The sequence below is a fragment of the Caldanaerobacter sp. genome (assembly GCF_049701115.1).
Taxonomy (GTDB): domain Bacteria; phylum Bacillota; class Thermoanaerobacteria; order Thermoanaerobacterales; family Thermoanaerobacteraceae; genus Thermoanaerobacter.
This window is the reverse complement of the sequence record NZ_JBNATX010000013.1, coordinates 1-16,339: the sequence shown is the minus strand read 5'-3', so window position 1 is coordinate 16,339 and position 16,339 is coordinate 1. Positions and strand designations below refer to the sequence as shown.

23 protein-coding genes and 1 pseudogene are annotated in these 16,339 nt (G+C 33.0%); 9 read left to right on the top strand and 15 right to left on the bottom strand.

Annotated features, from left to right (window positions below):
• Nucleotides 1–60: 60 nt before the first annotated feature.
• Together pepF and ACPLVE_RS05605 are read right to left on the bottom strand one after the other, a co-directional pair.
• Nucleotides 61–1,872 (bottom strand): oligoendopeptidase F, encoded by a 1,812-nt coding sequence (gene pepF / locus ACPLVE_RS05610; protein WP_424610565.1) that lies wholly within the window; start codon nucleotides 1,870–1,872, stop codon nucleotides 61–63.
• 81 nt (nucleotides 1,873–1,953) lie between these two features.
• Nucleotides 1,954–2,490 carry a hypothetical protein gene (locus ACPLVE_RS05605; protein WP_424610563.1) on the bottom strand — a complete coding sequence of 179 codons (537 nt, stop codon included), beginning with the start codon at nucleotides 2,488–2,490 and terminating at the stop codon, nucleotides 1,954–1,956.
• Between the two features lie 151 nt (nucleotides 2,491–2,641).
• On the opposite strand from ACPLVE_RS05605, the gene ACPLVE_RS05600 reads away from it, so the two are divergent.
• The 8 genes from ACPLVE_RS05600 (at nucleotide 2,642) to ACPLVE_RS05565 (ending at nucleotide 8,472) form a co-directional block, all read left to right on the top strand.
• A complete protein-coding gene (locus ACPLVE_RS05600; protein ID WP_424610561.1) occupies nucleotides 2,642–3,430 on the top strand; it encodes an SDR family oxidoreductase in 789 nt (262 codons plus the stop codon).
• Nucleotides 3,431–3,799: 369 nt separating this feature from the next.
• Complete coding sequence (gene ehuB, locus ACPLVE_RS05595; protein ID WP_072969582.1) at nucleotides 3,800–4,669, top strand: ectoine/hydroxyectoine ABC transporter substrate-binding protein EhuB; 870 nt, start codon at nucleotides 3,800–3,802, stop codon at nucleotides 4,667–4,669.
• A 94-nt stretch (nucleotides 4,670–4,763) separates the two neighbouring features.
• Entirely contained in the window at nucleotides 4,764–5,393 is a 630-nt protein-coding gene (ehuC, locus tag ACPLVE_RS05590; RefSeq protein WP_424610558.1) for an ectoine/hydroxyectoine ABC transporter permease subunit EhuC, read from the top strand.
• Nucleotides 5,394–5,395: 2 nt separating this feature from the next.
• Nucleotides 5,396–6,061 (top strand): ectoine/hydroxyectoine ABC transporter permease subunit EhuD, encoded by a 666-nt coding sequence (gene ehuD, locus ACPLVE_RS05585; RefSeq protein ID WP_424610556.1) that lies wholly within the window; start codon nucleotides 5,396–5,398, stop codon nucleotides 6,059–6,061.
• An 87-nt stretch (nucleotides 6,062–6,148) separates the two neighbouring features.
• Entirely contained in the window at nucleotides 6,149–6,964 is an 816-nt protein-coding gene (gene ehuA / locus ACPLVE_RS05580) for an ectoine/hydroxyectoine ABC transporter ATP-binding protein EhuA (RefSeq protein ID WP_072969592.1), read from the top strand.
• A 138-nt stretch (nucleotides 6,965–7,102) separates the two neighbouring features.
• On the top strand, nucleotides 7,103–7,720 hold the full coding sequence (locus tag ACPLVE_RS05575; protein ID WP_424610554.1) for a DedA family protein: 618 nt from the start codon (nucleotides 7,103–7,105) through the stop codon (nucleotides 7,718–7,720).
• Nucleotides 7,721–7,841: 121 nt separating this feature from the next.
• Nucleotides 7,842–8,075, top strand: coding sequence for a helix-turn-helix transcriptional regulator (locus tag ACPLVE_RS05570; protein ID WP_072969586.1), 234 nt, complete (start codon nucleotides 7,842–7,844; stop codon nucleotides 8,073–8,075).
• A complete protein-coding gene (locus ACPLVE_RS05565; RefSeq protein ID WP_072969587.1) occupies nucleotides 8,059–8,472 on the top strand; it encodes a hypothetical protein in 414 nt (137 codons plus the stop codon). The genes ACPLVE_RS05570 and ACPLVE_RS05565 overlap by 17 nt, the downstream gene beginning before the upstream one ends.
• A gap of 328 nt (nucleotides 8,473–8,800) precedes the next feature.
• Here the strand turns inward: ACPLVE_RS05565 and ACPLVE_RS05560 are convergent.
• Nucleotides 8,801–8,944 (bottom strand): annotated as a pseudogene (locus ACPLVE_RS05560) (geobacillin-26 family protein); the annotation flags it as partial.
• Nucleotides 8,945–9,453: 509 nt separating this feature from the next.
• Between ACPLVE_RS05560 and ACPLVE_RS05555 the strand changes: the two are divergent.
• Complete coding sequence (locus ACPLVE_RS05555; protein ID WP_424610552.1) at nucleotides 9,454–10,398, top strand: helix-turn-helix domain-containing protein; 945 nt, start codon at nucleotides 9,454–9,456, stop codon at nucleotides 10,396–10,398.
• Nucleotides 10,399–10,512: 114 nt separating this feature from the next.
• On the opposite strand, the gene ACPLVE_RS05550 is transcribed toward ACPLVE_RS05555, so the two are convergent.
• From ACPLVE_RS05550 to ACPLVE_RS05495, 12 genes are all read right to left on the bottom strand, one after another.
• A complete protein-coding gene (locus ACPLVE_RS05550; RefSeq protein WP_424610550.1) occupies nucleotides 10,513–11,229 on the bottom strand; it encodes a SurA N-terminal domain-containing protein in 717 nt (238 codons plus the stop codon).
• Nucleotides 11,230–11,364: 135 nt separating this feature from the next.
• Nucleotides 11,365–11,514, bottom strand: a complete 150-nt coding sequence (locus ACPLVE_RS05545; protein ID WP_159428536.1) for a hypothetical protein — start codon at nucleotides 11,512–11,514, stop codon at nucleotides 11,365–11,367.
• Nucleotides 11,515–11,689: 175 nt separating this feature from the next.
• On the bottom strand, nucleotides 11,690–12,232 hold the full coding sequence (locus tag ACPLVE_RS05540) for a hypothetical protein (protein ID WP_424610548.1): 543 nt from the start codon (nucleotides 12,230–12,232) through the stop codon (nucleotides 11,690–11,692).
• A 380-nt stretch (nucleotides 12,233–12,612) separates the two neighbouring features.
• The gene (locus ACPLVE_RS05535) at nucleotides 12,613–12,795 is read right to left on the bottom strand and encodes a hypothetical protein (protein WP_424610546.1); all 183 of its coding nucleotides are present in this window, start codon (nucleotides 12,793–12,795) and stop codon (nucleotides 12,613–12,615) included.
• Nucleotides 12,788–13,135 carry a hypothetical protein gene (locus ACPLVE_RS05530; protein WP_424610544.1) on the bottom strand — a complete coding sequence of 116 codons (348 nt, stop codon included), beginning with the start codon at nucleotides 13,133–13,135 and terminating at the stop codon, nucleotides 12,788–12,790. Before ACPLVE_RS05530 ends, ACPLVE_RS05535 begins: the two co-directional genes overlap by 8 nt.
• A complete protein-coding gene (locus ACPLVE_RS05525) occupies nucleotides 13,135–13,971 on the bottom strand; it encodes an ATP-binding cassette domain-containing protein (protein WP_424610543.1) in 837 nt (278 codons plus the stop codon). The genes ACPLVE_RS05530 and ACPLVE_RS05525 overlap by 1 nt, the downstream gene beginning before the upstream one ends.
• A gap of 4 nt (nucleotides 13,972–13,975) precedes the next feature.
• Nucleotides 13,976–14,119, bottom strand: a complete 144-nt coding sequence (locus tag ACPLVE_RS05520) for a hypothetical protein (protein WP_424610542.1) — start codon at nucleotides 14,117–14,119, stop codon at nucleotides 13,976–13,978.
• A 321-nt stretch (nucleotides 14,120–14,440) separates the two neighbouring features.
• A complete protein-coding gene (locus ACPLVE_RS05515) occupies nucleotides 14,441–14,623 on the bottom strand; it encodes a helix-turn-helix domain-containing protein (protein WP_259082545.1) in 183 nt (60 codons plus the stop codon).
• 35 nt (nucleotides 14,624–14,658) lie between these two features.
• Nucleotides 14,659–15,135, bottom strand: a complete 477-nt coding sequence (locus ACPLVE_RS05510) for a DUF2975 domain-containing protein (protein ID WP_424610540.1) — start codon at nucleotides 15,133–15,135, stop codon at nucleotides 14,659–14,661.
• Between the two features lie 198 nt (nucleotides 15,136–15,333).
• On the bottom strand, nucleotides 15,334–15,501 hold the full coding sequence (locus tag ACPLVE_RS05505) for a hypothetical protein (RefSeq protein ID WP_159428535.1): 168 nt from the start codon (nucleotides 15,499–15,501) through the stop codon (nucleotides 15,334–15,336).
• Between the two features lie 400 nt (nucleotides 15,502–15,901).
• Nucleotides 15,902–16,174, bottom strand: coding sequence for a hypothetical protein (locus ACPLVE_RS05500; protein WP_072969591.1), 273 nt, complete (start codon nucleotides 16,172–16,174; stop codon nucleotides 15,902–15,904).
• Between the two features lie 13 nt (nucleotides 16,175–16,187).
• Nucleotides 16,188–16,339 (bottom strand): TNT domain-containing protein (locus ACPLVE_RS05495; RefSeq protein ID WP_424610608.1); only part of this gene is annotated, 152 nt, incomplete at its 5' end.

The window sequence follows — 16,339 nt, the reverse complement described above, 5'->3', positions numbered from 1 at the left end:
TTTCTTTTTAATACAATTTCCCATTAAAAAAGGCATCGGCTTACCGCCAATGCCTTCCAATCACTTGCCTATCTCGTCAGTCAACCGAATAATTTCGTCTATCATATCCCCGATATACTGAATTGTATCTAAAAGAGGTTTTTCTGTAGTTATATCAACACCTGCCATTTGAGCAAGTTCAAGAGGAGTTTTTGTACCGCCAGCTTTCAATACCTCTTTCCAGTCTTCCAAAGCTTTTTGCCCTTCTTGCAAATATCTCTTATTGACTTGAGTTGCTATAGTAAGTCCTGCACTGTAAGTATATGGGTAAAGTCCCATGTAATAATGAGGCTGCCTCATCCAGGTAAGCTCTGCTCCCTCATTTATCTTAACAGCATCTCCCCAGAACTTTTCCAGAACTTCCCTTTTAATCTTATTCAAAGTAGGTGCAGTAACAGACCCTCCCCTATCAACTATCTTATAAACTTCTCTCTGATAGGCCGCTTCTAAAAGGTGCGTTACAAAATTATGGTAGTAAGTTCTTGAAACCAATGTGGATAACACCCATCTCTTCATTTTTTTATCGCTGCTGTTCTTATTCATAAGGTAATTTGCCATTAAAAGTTCGTTCATAGTAGAAGGAGCTTCTATAAAATAGAGAGAAGGCCTGGTATCGAAAATATTTTGAAACTTCTGAGCCAAGTAAAAATGGCCAGCATGCCCTAATTCGTGAGCCAAAACAAAAACTTCTCTCATTCGATTAGCCCAATTTATTAGCACATAAGGATGTACACCATAAGGGGTAGCGCAAAAGGCCCCTGTCATCTTCCCTTTATTTTCGGCAAAGTCTATCCATCTTTCCTCAAATGCTCTTTTTATCATCTCTTTATAATCTTCGCCCAAAACCGATAGTGCTTCTTCTATGTACACTTTTGCATCATCAATAGAGATTTCCGGCTCAAAATCAGGATCTACTTCCAGCTTTAAGTCAGCAAAAGTCATCTCTTCTAGCCCATGTATTTTCTGAAGAAGCTTTGCAAACTTTCTCATATGGGGAGCCAGATGCTCCATTATGAGGTCTATTTGCCTCTCATACATCTCCCTGTCCACTTTCTGGGGAAAAAGCAAGCTGTCAAAGACAGAATCAAAATTTCTCAATTTGGACAGTATCTTGTCTTTTTGCACATGCAAGTTATAAACAGTGGCTATCGTATTTTGGTACTCCTTTAATTTACTATAAAAAGCTTCAAAAGCTGCTCTTCTTACTTTTGTATCCTTTTCGTACTCCCACTTTGTTTCAAACAACGAAAAACTCAAAGGATACTCCTTATCTTCTACTTTAAAAGTCCCAAAATTCATATCCGCTAGTTTTGCCATGTTGTAGATATCTTCAAAGGAATCGATAATTGGGGAAAGCGCCGATAAAGCCTTCTCCACTTCAGGAGGAAGAGCATGTGTTTTCTTTCTTAAAATCTCTTTGAGATAATTTGCATTCTCCTTTGACTCTTCTATGGCTCTTTCTATAATTTCCTGCTTCTGCTGTATAATTTCTGACTCTATAAAACTAAGGCGACTTTCAATATCTGCAGCTATATTTTTTAAGTTGGACTGCCTTTCTACCAGGGCAACATCGGTCTGGTCAACTGCTACGGCTAAAAAAGCGTAATGCCATAGTTTCGTTACAATTTCTGCTAACATTCTATACTTGTCTAGACACCTATTTATCCTTTCTGGCGAATCAAGCCTCCCCTTAAATTCCCTCTCTATCTCATCTGCCATCACTTTTGCTTCTTCTAGTGCTTCCTCATAATCCCTTTCTGTCCTGAATATAGAAGACAAATCCCAAGTAAGCTTTTCATCCACTTGTTTTCTCTCCAAAAGATGAGTACTCAAAAAAATCCTCCTCTCTAATTTTTACTTTCACTACCAAAATTATAACCCTGCAAATGAAAATTTGCAAACGTATAACCTAAATCATATGAGCGGATTAAATTTATCCACATACTCCAAAGCTTTCCCCTCAAAAGTAGTAAAAGCCATCTTATCAAGGGAAGTATCTGAAGAATAAATTCCCACATCGATGTAGAAAATTTTCCATTCACCCTTTTCTTTAACAAAAGCATATTTTTTAGTTATAATTAGCTCTTCGAGATAAGAAGAAGCCTCCTTAGTAACTTTAGCCCTTGTAAAAACATATTTTTTATCTCCTTTTGTGTAAACCTTAGAAATTTCCACTTCTATATTTATGAGATGGTCCCCAGTTAAAGCTTCTGAAAACTGATACCGTCTTTCCCAATTTCTACTCTCATCATAGCTCTCGACAAAAAGTGTTTTTATGCTGGCAAGATAATTTTTCTCATCAATAAGCCCGTTTGAAAACTTATTGTCAGCTGTTTCAACTCTTTTCACACTATCAATTACAGCCAAATCTGCTTTTTTATCGATACCTCCACTAATAGCACTCACAGCTATTACAATCCCCAGAATAATAGCTCCTATAGCCTTTAACAAATATCACACCCCCAACATCACATCTACTTTCGTGTACTTAAATGATATACCAAACATTGCACCTTTTCAACCCGAATTGATTCTGGTAGAAAAAATTTCTACAAAGTGATAAAATAACTTTAATAAGGGTTTTACAAGGGGGTAAGGTAAAATGGACCTCGGCCTTAAAAATAAGGTAGCATTTGTAATGGCTGGAAGTAAAGGTCTTGGAAAAGCAGTCGCTTTAGAACTTGCAAAAGAAGGAGCCAATGTCGCTATAATCTCAAGAAGCGAAGAAAACCTCAAAAAAACGGCCGATGAAATAAAGTCGGCAACAGGAAAAGAAGTTTTAACAATTGTAGGCGATGTAACCCGTAAAGAAGACATTGAAAGAGCTGTAAGAGAAACGGTAGAAAGATTCGGCACAATCCACATCCTCTTTGCAAATGCAGGAGGTCCTCCTGCTGGTGGATTTTTTGATGTAAAGCCTGAAGACTATTTAAAAGCAGTTGAATTAAATTTAATGAGCACAATATATGCAGTGTATGCAGTAAAAGATTTTATGATAAATCAAAAATGGGGAAGGATAATAGCTTCAACATCAATATCAGTAAAACAGCCCCTTGATAATTTAATCCTTTCCAATGTCTCAAGAATGGGAGTAATATCATTTATAAAATCTGTCTCAAATGCACTAGCGCCCTTTGGAATTACTGCAAATGCCGTAGCCCCTGGTTACACAATGACAGAAAGAATAGAAAATCTCCTTAAAGCAAGAGTTGAAAAAGAAGGTATAACCTTTGAAGAAGCTGAAAAATCCATGATTACAGACATTCCTATGAAAAGGTTAGGAACTGTTGAAGAATTTGCATCAACCGTTTTGTTTTTAGCATCAGAAAAAGCTTCCTACATAACAGGAGTAGTACTGCCAATTGATGGTGGATTTATAAAAGGACTGTAAAAAATAGGTTGACTATTATTTCACATATGGTATAATATAAAATAAAAATTAAATATCCTCTTTTATCATGAAGTATGTGCAGGTAGTAGGAAAGATGGCGAGTTATAGTATGCTTTTGAGTTTACCTCAAAAGTAGACTATAATAAGTCATCACGAAATTTAATTCCGAAACCTGTACAGAAAAATGCTAAAAGAGGCTGGGGCTCGCTTTGGTCCGCTGGGCCAAAGATAGACTATGCGAAAGCATGGTTTAAGGTGAGTCTTCAACTAAAAGTTGAAGGCGAAGCCTGGGCACTCTACCCTCTTTACTGGTAGAGTGTTCAGGCTTTTATTTTTTATAAATTTTTAATCAAAAGGGAGGAATAAAAAATGTACAAAAAAATTTTGGTTATTTTAATGTTTATAACTCTGACCTTCACACTATTTTTAGCCGGGTGTGGAAACACAACGACAGGAGAAACGACTTTACAAAAAGCTCAAAAAACGGGAGAAATAAAAATTGGATTCGCAAATGAAAAACCTTACGCCTATAAAGATGACAACGGACAACTAACAGGAGAAGCAGTAGAAATAGCAAAAGTAATCTTTGAAAGGCTCGGCATAAAAAAGATACACGGCGAATTAACAGAATTTGGTTCTTTGATTTCTGGCCTTAAAGCGAAGCGCTTTGATGTAATAACAGCAGGAATGTTTATAACCCCTGAAAGATGCCAGCAGGTTGCCTTCGCAAACCCAGAATATTCAATCGGAGAAGCATTAGCTGTTCAAAAAGGAAACCCCAAAAATTTACACAGTTATGAGGACATAGCCAAAGACTCGAGTATAAAAGTCGCTGTTATGGCTGGTGCACAGGAAGCCAAAATCTTAAAAGAAGTGGGAGTAAAAGAAAACCAAATTGTGATTGTTAATGACCAGCCATCAGCCATCGCAGAGTTAGAGTCTGGAAGAGTAGACGCAGTTACAATGACTGGACCTTCACTACAGGCCATGTTGGACTCAGCTAAAAGTGACAAAATAGAAAGAGTAATGGACTTCAAAGACCCAGTAATCAACGGAAAAGTCTTGAGAAACTATGGAGCAGCTGCCTTCAGAAAAGAAGATACAGATTTTGTCAAAGCTTACAATGAAGAATTAGAAAAGATGAAACAGTCAGGAGAATTATTAAAAATCCTTAAAAAATTTGGATTCACAGAAAACGAACTGCCTGGCGACGTAAAAGCCAAAGACATATGCAAATGACCTTTTAAATTTTGCAGGGAGTAAAATTTCTCCCTGCACTCCTTTTTACCAAACAAATACGGGGGTGATTAAAATAGACAAGATATTAAACATCTTGCTAAGATTAGTAGATGCCTCAAAAGTTACAATTTCTTTAACAATTGTTGCAGCTTTACTAGCCTCTGTGATTGCTTTTGTTTCAGGAATTTTATTGCTAAATAGGCATAAAATAATTCGATTTCTTGTACGCACTTACGTTGAAATATTCAGAGGAACTTCATTGCTTGTTCAACTTTACTGGATATATTTCGTTCTCCCTTTTTTCGGTATAGAGTTACCTAAATTCACAGCTGGAGTCGTAGCAATAGCCTTAAACTACGGAGCTTATTCGGCAGAAATAGTAAGAGCGGGTTTTTTATCCGTACCCAAAGAACAAATAGAAGCTGCAAAAGCTCTAAATTTTACGTCTTCACAAAGGATGAGATATATCATATTCCCCCAGGCCATCAGAATAATGCTACCTGGATTAGGAAACCAAATGATAGAACTCATAAAGGGTACAGCCTTAGTATCTTTAATAGGCCTAGAAGATTTAACTTACTCAGGAGTGATAATGAGAACAAATAACATAGCAGATACCTTTATAATATTCATCTTAATACTGCTAATCTACTATGCAATATCTACAATCTTTGCATCAGGGTTTAAGCTATTGGAAAAACGCGCCAATGTAGGGAGGGCATAAAAATGTGGAGTTGGCCATTTACATTTAAAGTCTTGCCAAAACTTTTATCGGCCGCAAAAATCACCTTTATTGCAACAATCTTGGGGTTTTTATTGGCCTCAATTTTAGGTCTTGCCTGGACACTTTTAAAAAGAGTAAAAATTCGATGGATATCCTCCAGTGCCACAGCCATAGTAGAATTTATACGCCGTACTCCTTTATTAATCCAGTTATTCTTCCTGTACTACACATTACCAAGTTTTAATATACGATTACCCGCTCTTACAGTTGGAATAATCGGATTAGGACTTCATTACAGCACTTACTTGTCAGAGGTCTACAGAGCCGGAATTGAAGCAGTTGAAAAAGAACAATGGGAGGCAGCAAAGTCATTAAATTTTACCCCTTACCAAACTTGGACGTTGGTCATATTGCCTCAAGCTATCCCACCAATTATACCAATGATGGGGAACTATTTAATAACACTTTTTAAAGAAACACCTTTACTTGCCGCCATTTCTGTTGTTGAACTTTTGCAACAGGCAAAAATCATAGGTTCAGAATATTTTCAATATCTAGAAGTATTCACTTTAGTAGGGATAATATTTTTCATCTTTAGCTATCCTTCCTCTTTGCTCGTACAGTATCTAGAAATAAAATTTAAAAGTCCTGCAGAAAAAAGAATGTAAAAGGGGAGGTTAACAATGGAAAGTACAGACTTTATTATAAAAACCACCAGAAAAAGTAGGGTTCAAAAAAAGGATATAAAGCCAGAGATGATTGTACATGAAGGTACCATAACTAGCTTTGACAATCCTTTAGTGAAATATATAAATGTAAAGAAAAATTTTGGGAAATTGCAGGTTTTAAAAGGAATTGACCTTGAAGTAGGTTATGGAGAAAAATTAACTATTATAGGTTCTTCAGGTTCAGGAAAAACAACCCTCATAAGAATGCTTATGACATTAGAAAAGCCATCAAGCGGAACCATAGAAATTGAAGGAGAATCCCTATGGACTATGACGAAGAATGGAAAAATTGTTCCTGCAGATGAAGCACACCTTAGAAAAATGAGGTCAAAAGTAGGAATGGTATTTCAGCAATATAATCTGTTTCCTCACATGACAGTTTTAGATAATTGTACTATTGCGCCTATAAAAGTAAAAGGAGTGGACCCCGAAGAAGCAAAAGAGCAAGCCATTCAAATGTTAAAAAGAGTCAAAATGGCAGACAAAATCAACTACTATCCGAATCAATTGTCAGGAGGACAAAAACAAAGAGTAGCCATTGCAAGAGCAGTTTTAATGAGGCCTAAAATCCTTCTACTTGACGAGGTTACCTCTGCTCTTGACCCAGAAATGGTAGGAGAAGTTTTAAATGTCTTAAACGAAATAGCACAAGAAGAAAAAGACATGGCTATGATTTTTGTAACCCATGAGTTGGATTTTGCCCGTGAAATATCTGACCGCATAATTTTTATAAACGAAGGATATATTCTAGAACAGGGAAAACCCGAATCAATCCTCAATGACCCAAAAAGCGAAAGATTGCAAGCTTTCCTATCAAGATTCAAAGAAAACCGCAATTTATAACTCAGACAAAGGGGACGGTTCCGTTTGTCCGTTATTTTCAGACAAATGGAACCGTCCCTTTTGTCTGTTTTGTATTTAAAAGAAAGATTTTTTGTGATATTATTCATTATATCTACCCTTCATAGGAGTGAATGAGAAATGAATTTTGAAACCATAGCCAATTTGTTTGCTTTACATGGATACATCATCATTTTTTCTGTTCTGACTATAGAACTAATTGGAGCTCCAACTCCTGGTGAAACCCTCCTTACTTACTGTGGTTTTTTAGTTTTCCAGGGCAAGCTAAATTATTTTTTGACTATAATAATCGCTACAGTCGCTGTTATTACAGGCATAACAACTTCTTACTTCCTTGGTATCCTTCTAAATGAAACTATTATAAGAAAATACGGCAAATACATACACCTTACTCCCCAAAATTTGGAAAAAGCTCATAAGTGGTTTGATAAATATGGAAATCATTTGCTTCTCTTTGCCTATTTTATTCCAGGTGTAAGGCACATAACAGGATATTTCTCTGGCATAACAAGGCTATCATTCTTAAAATTTGCGGTACATGCCTACCCTGGAGCATTAATATGGACAACTACATTTGTTACATTGGGAAGATTTTTAGGATATAACTGGACTTTAATCCATACACATCTTAAAAAATATTTCATTTTGGGCGGCATAGCTCTTTTAATAGCCATTTTTATTTATTATAAATATATTTTGAAAAACAAACAGCCACCCGATTCAGAGAATAAAGCGTAAACTTCCAATCTCATAGAAATGTCATTTACCTCATTTCTTGATATTGACAAAATAAAAAATACCAGCTATAATATGAAGCAAACTTCACGTGAAGTTTGCTTCATATTTAGGAGGGATGTTATTGAAAAATAAAATACGAGAATATAGATTGAAGAAAGGCATGACTCAGCAACAATTAGCCGAAGCTGTACACGTCTCGACAAGAACCATTATTTCATTAGAACAAGGAAAATACAATCCATCACTAATGCTGGCGTACCGCTTGGCTGTTTTATTTGGGACAACAATTGAAGATTTGTACTGTTTAGAGGAAAATATGAAAGAGGAGGATAAAAAATATGAAAATAAAAAGTGAAAAAATTATAAATATAATCCTCGGTATTTCTTTGCTAATTGTAAGTTTTTATGCTTATATGACAAAAGGGCATGAAATAAAATTCTTAATTGCTGCTGCATTTGCCTTTGGCTTGGTGGTAATAAGCATATTTCTAGCTAGAAAAAATGAGGTTTTTAAAGATGTTTTACTTAAAAATGCAGATGAACGAGATCTTTATATTGCCATGAAAAGCGCTCAGGGCACCTTAAAGTTTATAAACAACATTTGCTGGGTTTTTGGAGTTTTATTTTTAGTACTGTATGGTATCACATCCAATTTTCTTTTTATGGTCATGGGATTAACTCTATTTGCCTTAATAGTGGTCATGTTTATAACATTACTGATTAGTCAAAATTATTATGAGAAAAATAGCTGACTATTTTGGTTATAGATGTATTTAAGCTGTTAAAAAACGCAGAAGATATCATCAAGATACTGAACGGTTCCTCCCGTCCGAAAAAAATCAGACAAAAGGAACCGTCCCCTTTGTTTGATAATAATCCTCATCTACCAGGAGGAATAAATGTACTAATTAAAACAAATAATGCTGGAACATTTGCTACCAAAACAAGAACTATTATTCGTGGTGCGATGTCGCTGATATTTTTTTTATGTAAATACTTGTAATGTTGATAAACTAAAATGTTATTAAGTATTAAGACCGTAATTAACATAAGCCTAAGAAGAATCATAAAAACACCTTCTTAAAATTGAACTCTATTAAAATAATAATCACAATGATTAGCATCTTGTTTAGCATTGTAAAAATATATTGCAGCACTTACCACTCCACCTGCTCCTGCAAGTAATCCAATTATAGTTCCTATCCCTACCGTAGTATCTTTATTATTACATGTAACAACCGTTAACTTATCTTCCTACTCTACAAACACTTTCCTTATACTGTTATTATCTTCAACTATTTTTACTGCATATTTATTTCCTTCTATAATATACATTTCAGAAATATACATTTCAGAGGAAATTTATGATTTATTAGCAGATGCTTTATCCGCAGCAAATACTACCTCAAAGGATGAGACAGTAAAAAGCAGCAAAATTAAAAATAATGAAATTGCTTTTTTGACATATTCTTCCTCTCGTCTTCAATATTTTACAATTTTACTCAATCAAGCTTCAAAAGCTCATCTTACCGCTAAATTAAAACTCCATCATCACCACCTCACAAAAATAATTTAAACTTTTTTCTTATATAACAGCATCACCTCCCAGGCATATAATGCCATCTTATTAAATCTTCTTCTCTATCTCCTTTACATATCTTTCCTTTAACTATATAATATATGGTAAAGTAAATAATTTCAACCCGATTTGAATCGGGATGGGGTGTTAAAAAATGGATGGATTCTATTACGATTTACAGTCTTTTGGTGAAGAACTCAAAAATATTCGCAAATCTTTGAACCTCACTCAAAAAGATGTAGCAGAACAAATTTATATCAATATTGATACTCTTAGAAAAATCGAAAATGGCAAAGTTATGCCTCACCAAGAGACACTTGATTTATTGTCTGTTGTTTTTAAAAAGGACTTAAATGAAACATTACTTAGATATAGATTAAAAGATTACTCTACTTTTGATAAAATAAAAAATTCTATTGAAACTAAGCTTGAAAGTGGCGAATTTGAAGAATTGGAAAAAGAAGCTTTAAAGCTTAAAAAAATAATTCAAGAAGGTAAAATGAGCCTTTACTATGAACGATTATTAAAACAGCTTTTATATCTGGTTGAGTCTATTATTGAAAAAACTATAAATAATAATTATGAAAAGGCTTTAGAAAAATTAATCGTAGCTATGAAAATAACCATACCAGATTTTGCTCTTTCTGATTATACTGCCTTTGTCTATAATAGCATAGAAATTAGAATCCTAATGAATATAGCCTTTATATTAGAAAAACAAGAATCTATAGAAAAATCCATAGAAATTCTTCTTTTTTGTCTGTCCCAATTAGAGGCGGAAGATATAAAGGATAAGATAAAACTTTATTATAACCTTTCATATTCCTATCATTTGCTTTCAAACCATGAAAAAGCACTGTATTATGCTGATTTGGGCATAAAAACCTGCATAGAAGCCAGAGCCTTAGATGGCCTAAGTCTTTTATACTTCAGAAAAGGAATTGCAGAATATCACCTTAAAAAGAAAAATTACAAAGATTCTCTTATAAAGGCAATGCATTTGTTTGAAATATTTGGGCAGGAAAAATTGAAAACAATGGCTATAGAAAATTGTAAGAAATTTTATAATATAGATATCCCAATAGATGGTTCTTGTTGATATTATACGGGGTCCTTTTTGTTCGAATTTTACTTCAAACACCGGGGACGGTTCCTCCCGTATGAAAAAATTGAACATAAGGAACCGTCCCTCATGTCTGTCCGCGTAGATCTATCAAAAACCTTTAAACATAGCCTTATACTCGTTATTAATTGATATTTTAGCAGTTCTTATATACTTATCTACTATACTGTCAAAATATTTTTTGTATTCATTTTGCAAATTAGCCGTCATTTGTTCAGCTTTTTTCAGTTCTCCGCTCTTTATCCCTTCTTTTATAATAAAATCGTACAACTTGTTAAACAGTAATATCCTTTTTGCATTATACTTTTCGTAAGTGTTCCAATACTCATCTTCTGTCATTCCACTTGCAGCAATCAATTCATCTAATTTCTTCTTTGCTTCTGGGTATTCATTAAACTCTTTCTTTTCTTTTTCTATATATTCATTTATTTCTCCTTCTGAAACCTTTATATTGTATTTACTTGCCAGGTATTCTTGTACTTTTTCTCTAATCAATTTTTGCAGTATATAATTGTCTATATTATCTGCTTGCACTCCAGAGGCTAATGCTAATCCCTTTCTCAATTCAAATTCATTTTTGTATATGGGTATACCATTAACTTCTGCAATTACATCCCCTTTATTAATTTCTAACTTATCCTTGTTGCTTTTGAAAAAAGAAGATACCTTTTTCATAATATTATCAAATTGTAATTCGTTTGCTTTTCCCTGAGGGTTTTTTGCCGAAAATGAAAAGGCACCGATAGCTAAAATAAAAATTAGCAAAACACTTAAGCTAATTAAAATTAATGTTTTTCCTCTCCTCATTTTTAATTCTACCTCCTAAATATTAATAAAATCTTTTAAACACAAAATTAGCTTCCTTGCTTACACACTATCTCAGACAAAAGGGACGGTTCTAACCGTCTGAATTCAAGAAAACCGTCCCCACTGTTTGACATTTTAGTTTTCATTATCTTTTCGTTTTAATAATTCTTTAATTTCCTGCAGTTCTTTTTTTATTTCAATTGTATTACTCCAAGACTTGTATACGGACACTAGAAGAAAAACTAATATAGAAATAGACAATACTATTAAGTCGATCCCAGTCAATAAAATCCCTCCTAACCCATGGAAAATTAATATTTTATACAAAAATTTTTTGCATATACTACAGTAAATTTTAACATCGTTAGTTCCTTAAATAAATATTTATTTTATTTATAAACCTAATTCCGGATGCATAGATAATTATTAACTTTTGATAAATCCATAATCAAAAACAAAGTTAAAAATGGTAATTTTTAATACATTTCACAATGGCATCATTAAAATATATTACTATCTCAATTTCGTTTCTATTATTTATCAATTCTTTTATATCACTGTCAGATAAATTATTATTTGCTTCTAAAAAGTTTATATTGAAAATATCATAATCAACGTCTTCTTTAACCTTAGTTAAACCATAACTTATCGCCGATGAGGTAGTGCCCAAAACTTTTGAAATTACATCAGGATATTTTAGCTCAATACCTACGCTACTAATTTCTTTGACTTCTTTAGAGATTTTGAAGAACAACTGATACTCTATTCCTTTAAAATTCAATCCACCTTCTTCAAATGATACTTCCCTTGCCTCTATATTTTGAATTTCGAATTTATCTCTGAAATTTCCCATTCCCGGATTTGTAACTTCGCGTTTTATGTCCATTTCCTTAACCAAATGCTCTCTGTTTTGCTGATTAAAAAGAATTAAAAAGTTTATGAGAAATATTGCAATGAACATAAAAACTAACGAAAAGACAATTATATAATACTTTTTCCCCATACAAATATCTCCTATATACCAATATTTTTAAAATTTTACTCAATAAAAATTTAAAAAAAATTTAAAACCCCATCTTTCCACTAAATTAAGTTCTCTCATTACTACTTTCACATGACTTTCCAGACATTACAGAATACCATCTTATTAAACTTTCTTCTCTATCTCCTTTACATATCTTCCCCTTAACTATATAATATATGGTAAAGTAAATAATTTCAACCCGATTTGAATCGGGGTGAAATGTTAAAAAATAGAAAATGGCACACATAGACAAATGGAACCGTTCCCTTTGTCTGATAAACGCAAGATTAGAAACTGCCCTTAACAGTCCTTTTTTGCTCCCATATCTCCGAAAGTTTCCTTTTACTTCTTCTTTTTCTCTAATCCCAATACTCTTTTATTATAGATGCTAATGCTGTTTTTTCTTTATCATAAATATCTTCTGTATACATCAATTGCTCTAAAAACAGGTTTCTTGAAAAAACAGCTTCTCCTTCTATTACAAATTTTTGAGGTGCTTTTTCTAAAATATATTCCAATGTCACAATGTTTTTCTTAAACAAAAAATATAAATTCAATGTAATCTCTGTAGGTGGGACGCCTTCCTATGGTATATGCTTTCATTAATGCTATTTCCTTAGCCGACGCTAAATTAATGCCCTCAAGATTTGGGTCTATTATGTCTCCAGACACCAATGGTTCAACTAAAGAAAAAGGACAAGCTATAAAACTGACTTTTATTCCATATATACTAAAAGTTGCTTGATCAATCTGTCTTATCACAATTTTTACTTCTTTTTGGGAAAATAAATTATATCCTATTATAATCTTCTTAAAAACTACCTTTAACTTTACAAATGCGTAATCTCCGTAGTTCTCACAATCTTTTTGGCTTATACTCATTAACCTACTATAGATAAAACTACACTTGCGGGAGTAAAAATCTCATCAAAAGCGCCTACTTTTACTATTTCTCCGTCCTCTACAAAAATTATCTTGTCATATTTTTTAGGAACTTCTTCAGAAGTATTGTGAGTTATTACCAGTGCTGTCAATCCTCCTATGCTTAAAATGGAATTTTCTATGCTCAAAGCTGTTTTTTTATCCAGTGATGAGGTAGGCTCATCTGAAACCAATATAGGTGTACCTTTGATTAATGCCCGTGCAATGCTTATCCTCTGCCTTTCCCCTCCTGATAAATTGCTACCTTTAGCTCTACTTATTTTTTCTCTAAAAAAATAAGGAATAGCCACAAGAAAAATACTTATAACAAAAACCCCCACAGCGATGAAAAAATTCAATTTAAAAATTGCAACTGTTGCAATTATAAAAGAAAATATTAGCGCTACCATCGTCAAGATATTTTTAAAATAATCTTGCTCCAGTATCGTTATATCGTTATTTAATGTGGAAATATACGAAGCGCTGTTGCCTTTCTGAAACTGGTCAATCTCTTTATTTATTACCCTAGAGAATATGTCATTTTTTAAATCAAAAAGCATTTGCCTTATATAGCTTGCTCTTACAATCCTAAGGGAATACCATACAATCAATACAGAAATTAAATACAGCGAAAAAATTATACATGTTTTATATAAAAGTGCCATGTCATACTCTACCGCTGCATCTACAAAATTTGCTAAAATGAATGCTAACATAACGCTCAAAATACTTTCTGCCAGAGTTAAAATTATATTCCCAGTAAAAAGCAATTTATTTTTAAAAAAATACTTTTTCACACCCTCACCTCCCAAAAATTTCTCCTAATACAATTCCCATTCCAAAGCCTAAGAAAAGACCTCCAATGAAATGACCTAAGAATATTCCCAAACCTGCACCTATAAACAAAGAGCCTATAAAAATTTTTCCTCTTCTTACAAAGTCCAAACGACTCCCTCCTATTTTTTATTCTTTTATTTAAATTATATAAATTTTAAATTAATTTTTTTAAATTTTACTGTTTTAATAATAACATTATTTAAATTTCCAGTAAAATTTATTAAAGTGTTAAAAATGCCCTCTATTATTGATTAAGCCAATTTATCTCTCACAAACTCTCAATTTCAAACTTTTACTCCTTTTTTCTCTGTAAATTAAAAACCCAGAGGAAGTAAAATAAGTTTACTTCCTCCAGGTTTACTCAAAAACCCATTTTTTCTGTTCCCAAGTACCTTTACCTATTACCATAAAGACAACGGAAATGGTTCTTTATTCATCCTCTACATATTCTAAAATATCTCCTGGCTGACATTCTAAAACTCTACAAATAGCATCTAAAGTTGAAAAACGAATCGCTTTAGCTTTACCCGTCTTTAAAATTGATAAATTTGCCATTGTTATACCGACCTTTTCCGAAAGTTCTGATAAGGTCATCTTCCTTTTCGCTAGCATTACATCAAGATTAACTCTAATCACGCTCTAACCCCCTAAATTGTCAGGTCATGCTCATTTTTTATTTCTATAACCTTTATTAAAAGCGCTTTAATTACTCCTGCCGTAGATGCTATGATAAAAGACATAAAAATTATGCCTATACCTAATAAAAACAGGCTCGGATGCAATGCATTATTAAGCAAAAGATATAACATGCCTATTATATAAAGTAAAATTATAGCAATAGACGAGTAAAATACATAGGTAAGAGATCTGTTAGTATATTCTGTAAAAGCTTTATCTTTTTCAATAAGCCTTAAAATTACAAAGCCATTGTAAACGCCTATATAAAAAGGAATGCAAGTCAGATAAATTCCAAAAAGAAGAGGATATTTTAGATAAGCGTATTCTGGATTTTGGTCAGCTAATGTATTTGCAACACTTGGAAGCCAGAAAATTGAAATCATAAGTATTGTAAAGCCTATGATAACTAAAGAAATTTTTAATGAGTTCAACATCCATATTTTCATAACTCCACCTCAAATCCAATTATTTTATTTAATTATAATACACGATTTGTTGAAATTCAATATATTTTTATTGATAAACAATAAAATCATATCAAACAAAGGGGACGGTTCCTTTTGTCTGAAAAAACCAGACAAAAGGAACCGTCCCCCGTGTCTGTCCCCCGTGTCTACATAAATTTCATCCCCCGTTACTGTTTTTTATTGGCCAATTTTAAAATCTCCTACAAGCCATATATTTATATCCCCTTCTTTTATCCATGATATACTCATAGCCCTTATTTCATCAGACTTTTGTGCATTAAGTTCTTTTGCATATTGAGTAAGAGGTATATGCTTGATATTTTCTTGCTTATGAAACCGCTGCATCAATTGTAATACCTATAAAAGATACAGGAATTGAAAATGTTCCAACAGCCCTTGTATGTGGGTTTACACCTTAGCACACAGACAAAGGGGACGGTTCCTCCTGTCCGAAAAAACCAGACAAAAGGAACCGTCCCTTTTGTCTGATAGGTAAAATTACGTATGAAATCAATATCAAAAAGGCGATTGTGAGTATTAAAAGTTTTTCATTACATCATTCCCTTTTATATTTTGGGTATTTATAAATTTAACATATCATTTTTGTGTTAGAATGATGTTATAACAAAATAAAAACTATGGTAAAATTTTATATCTGGTCTTTACGAGGTTTTCTCAGTTAAATTTATATAATTTTTCAAAACAGTACCATAGCTTAAAGCTGTAGTACCAAGTTTTATAAGTTTTACAAGTTTTTGCCTTTACCTATATAAGGTTTTGCTTCTTCATATTCTTTAGTTACTAAATCGTAAAAAAATTCACATGCCTCTTCCTCCGATTTAAAAGTTTTTATTGTATCTTTATTTCCCCTCTCATCTTGATAATACACTATCCATGTACCATCACCATTTTGTTCTAACCAGAAATCGGAAGAAGGTGCAAATTGTCCAGGAATACCCCACCATTCTTGTGGTATATTATTTTTTATTAATTTTTCTTTTAATTCCTTCAAATTCATACTATTTCTCCACCTATCTTATATATCCTTTATTTATTAATTCTTCTATTGTCTTTGGCATTTTGTATTGTATCCCTCCTCCTGGCTGGTTAAACCATGATGCTGTCTTACCTTCCAATGCCTCAAATGGCTTTATTACTTCATATACGTTATATGGTTTTGTAA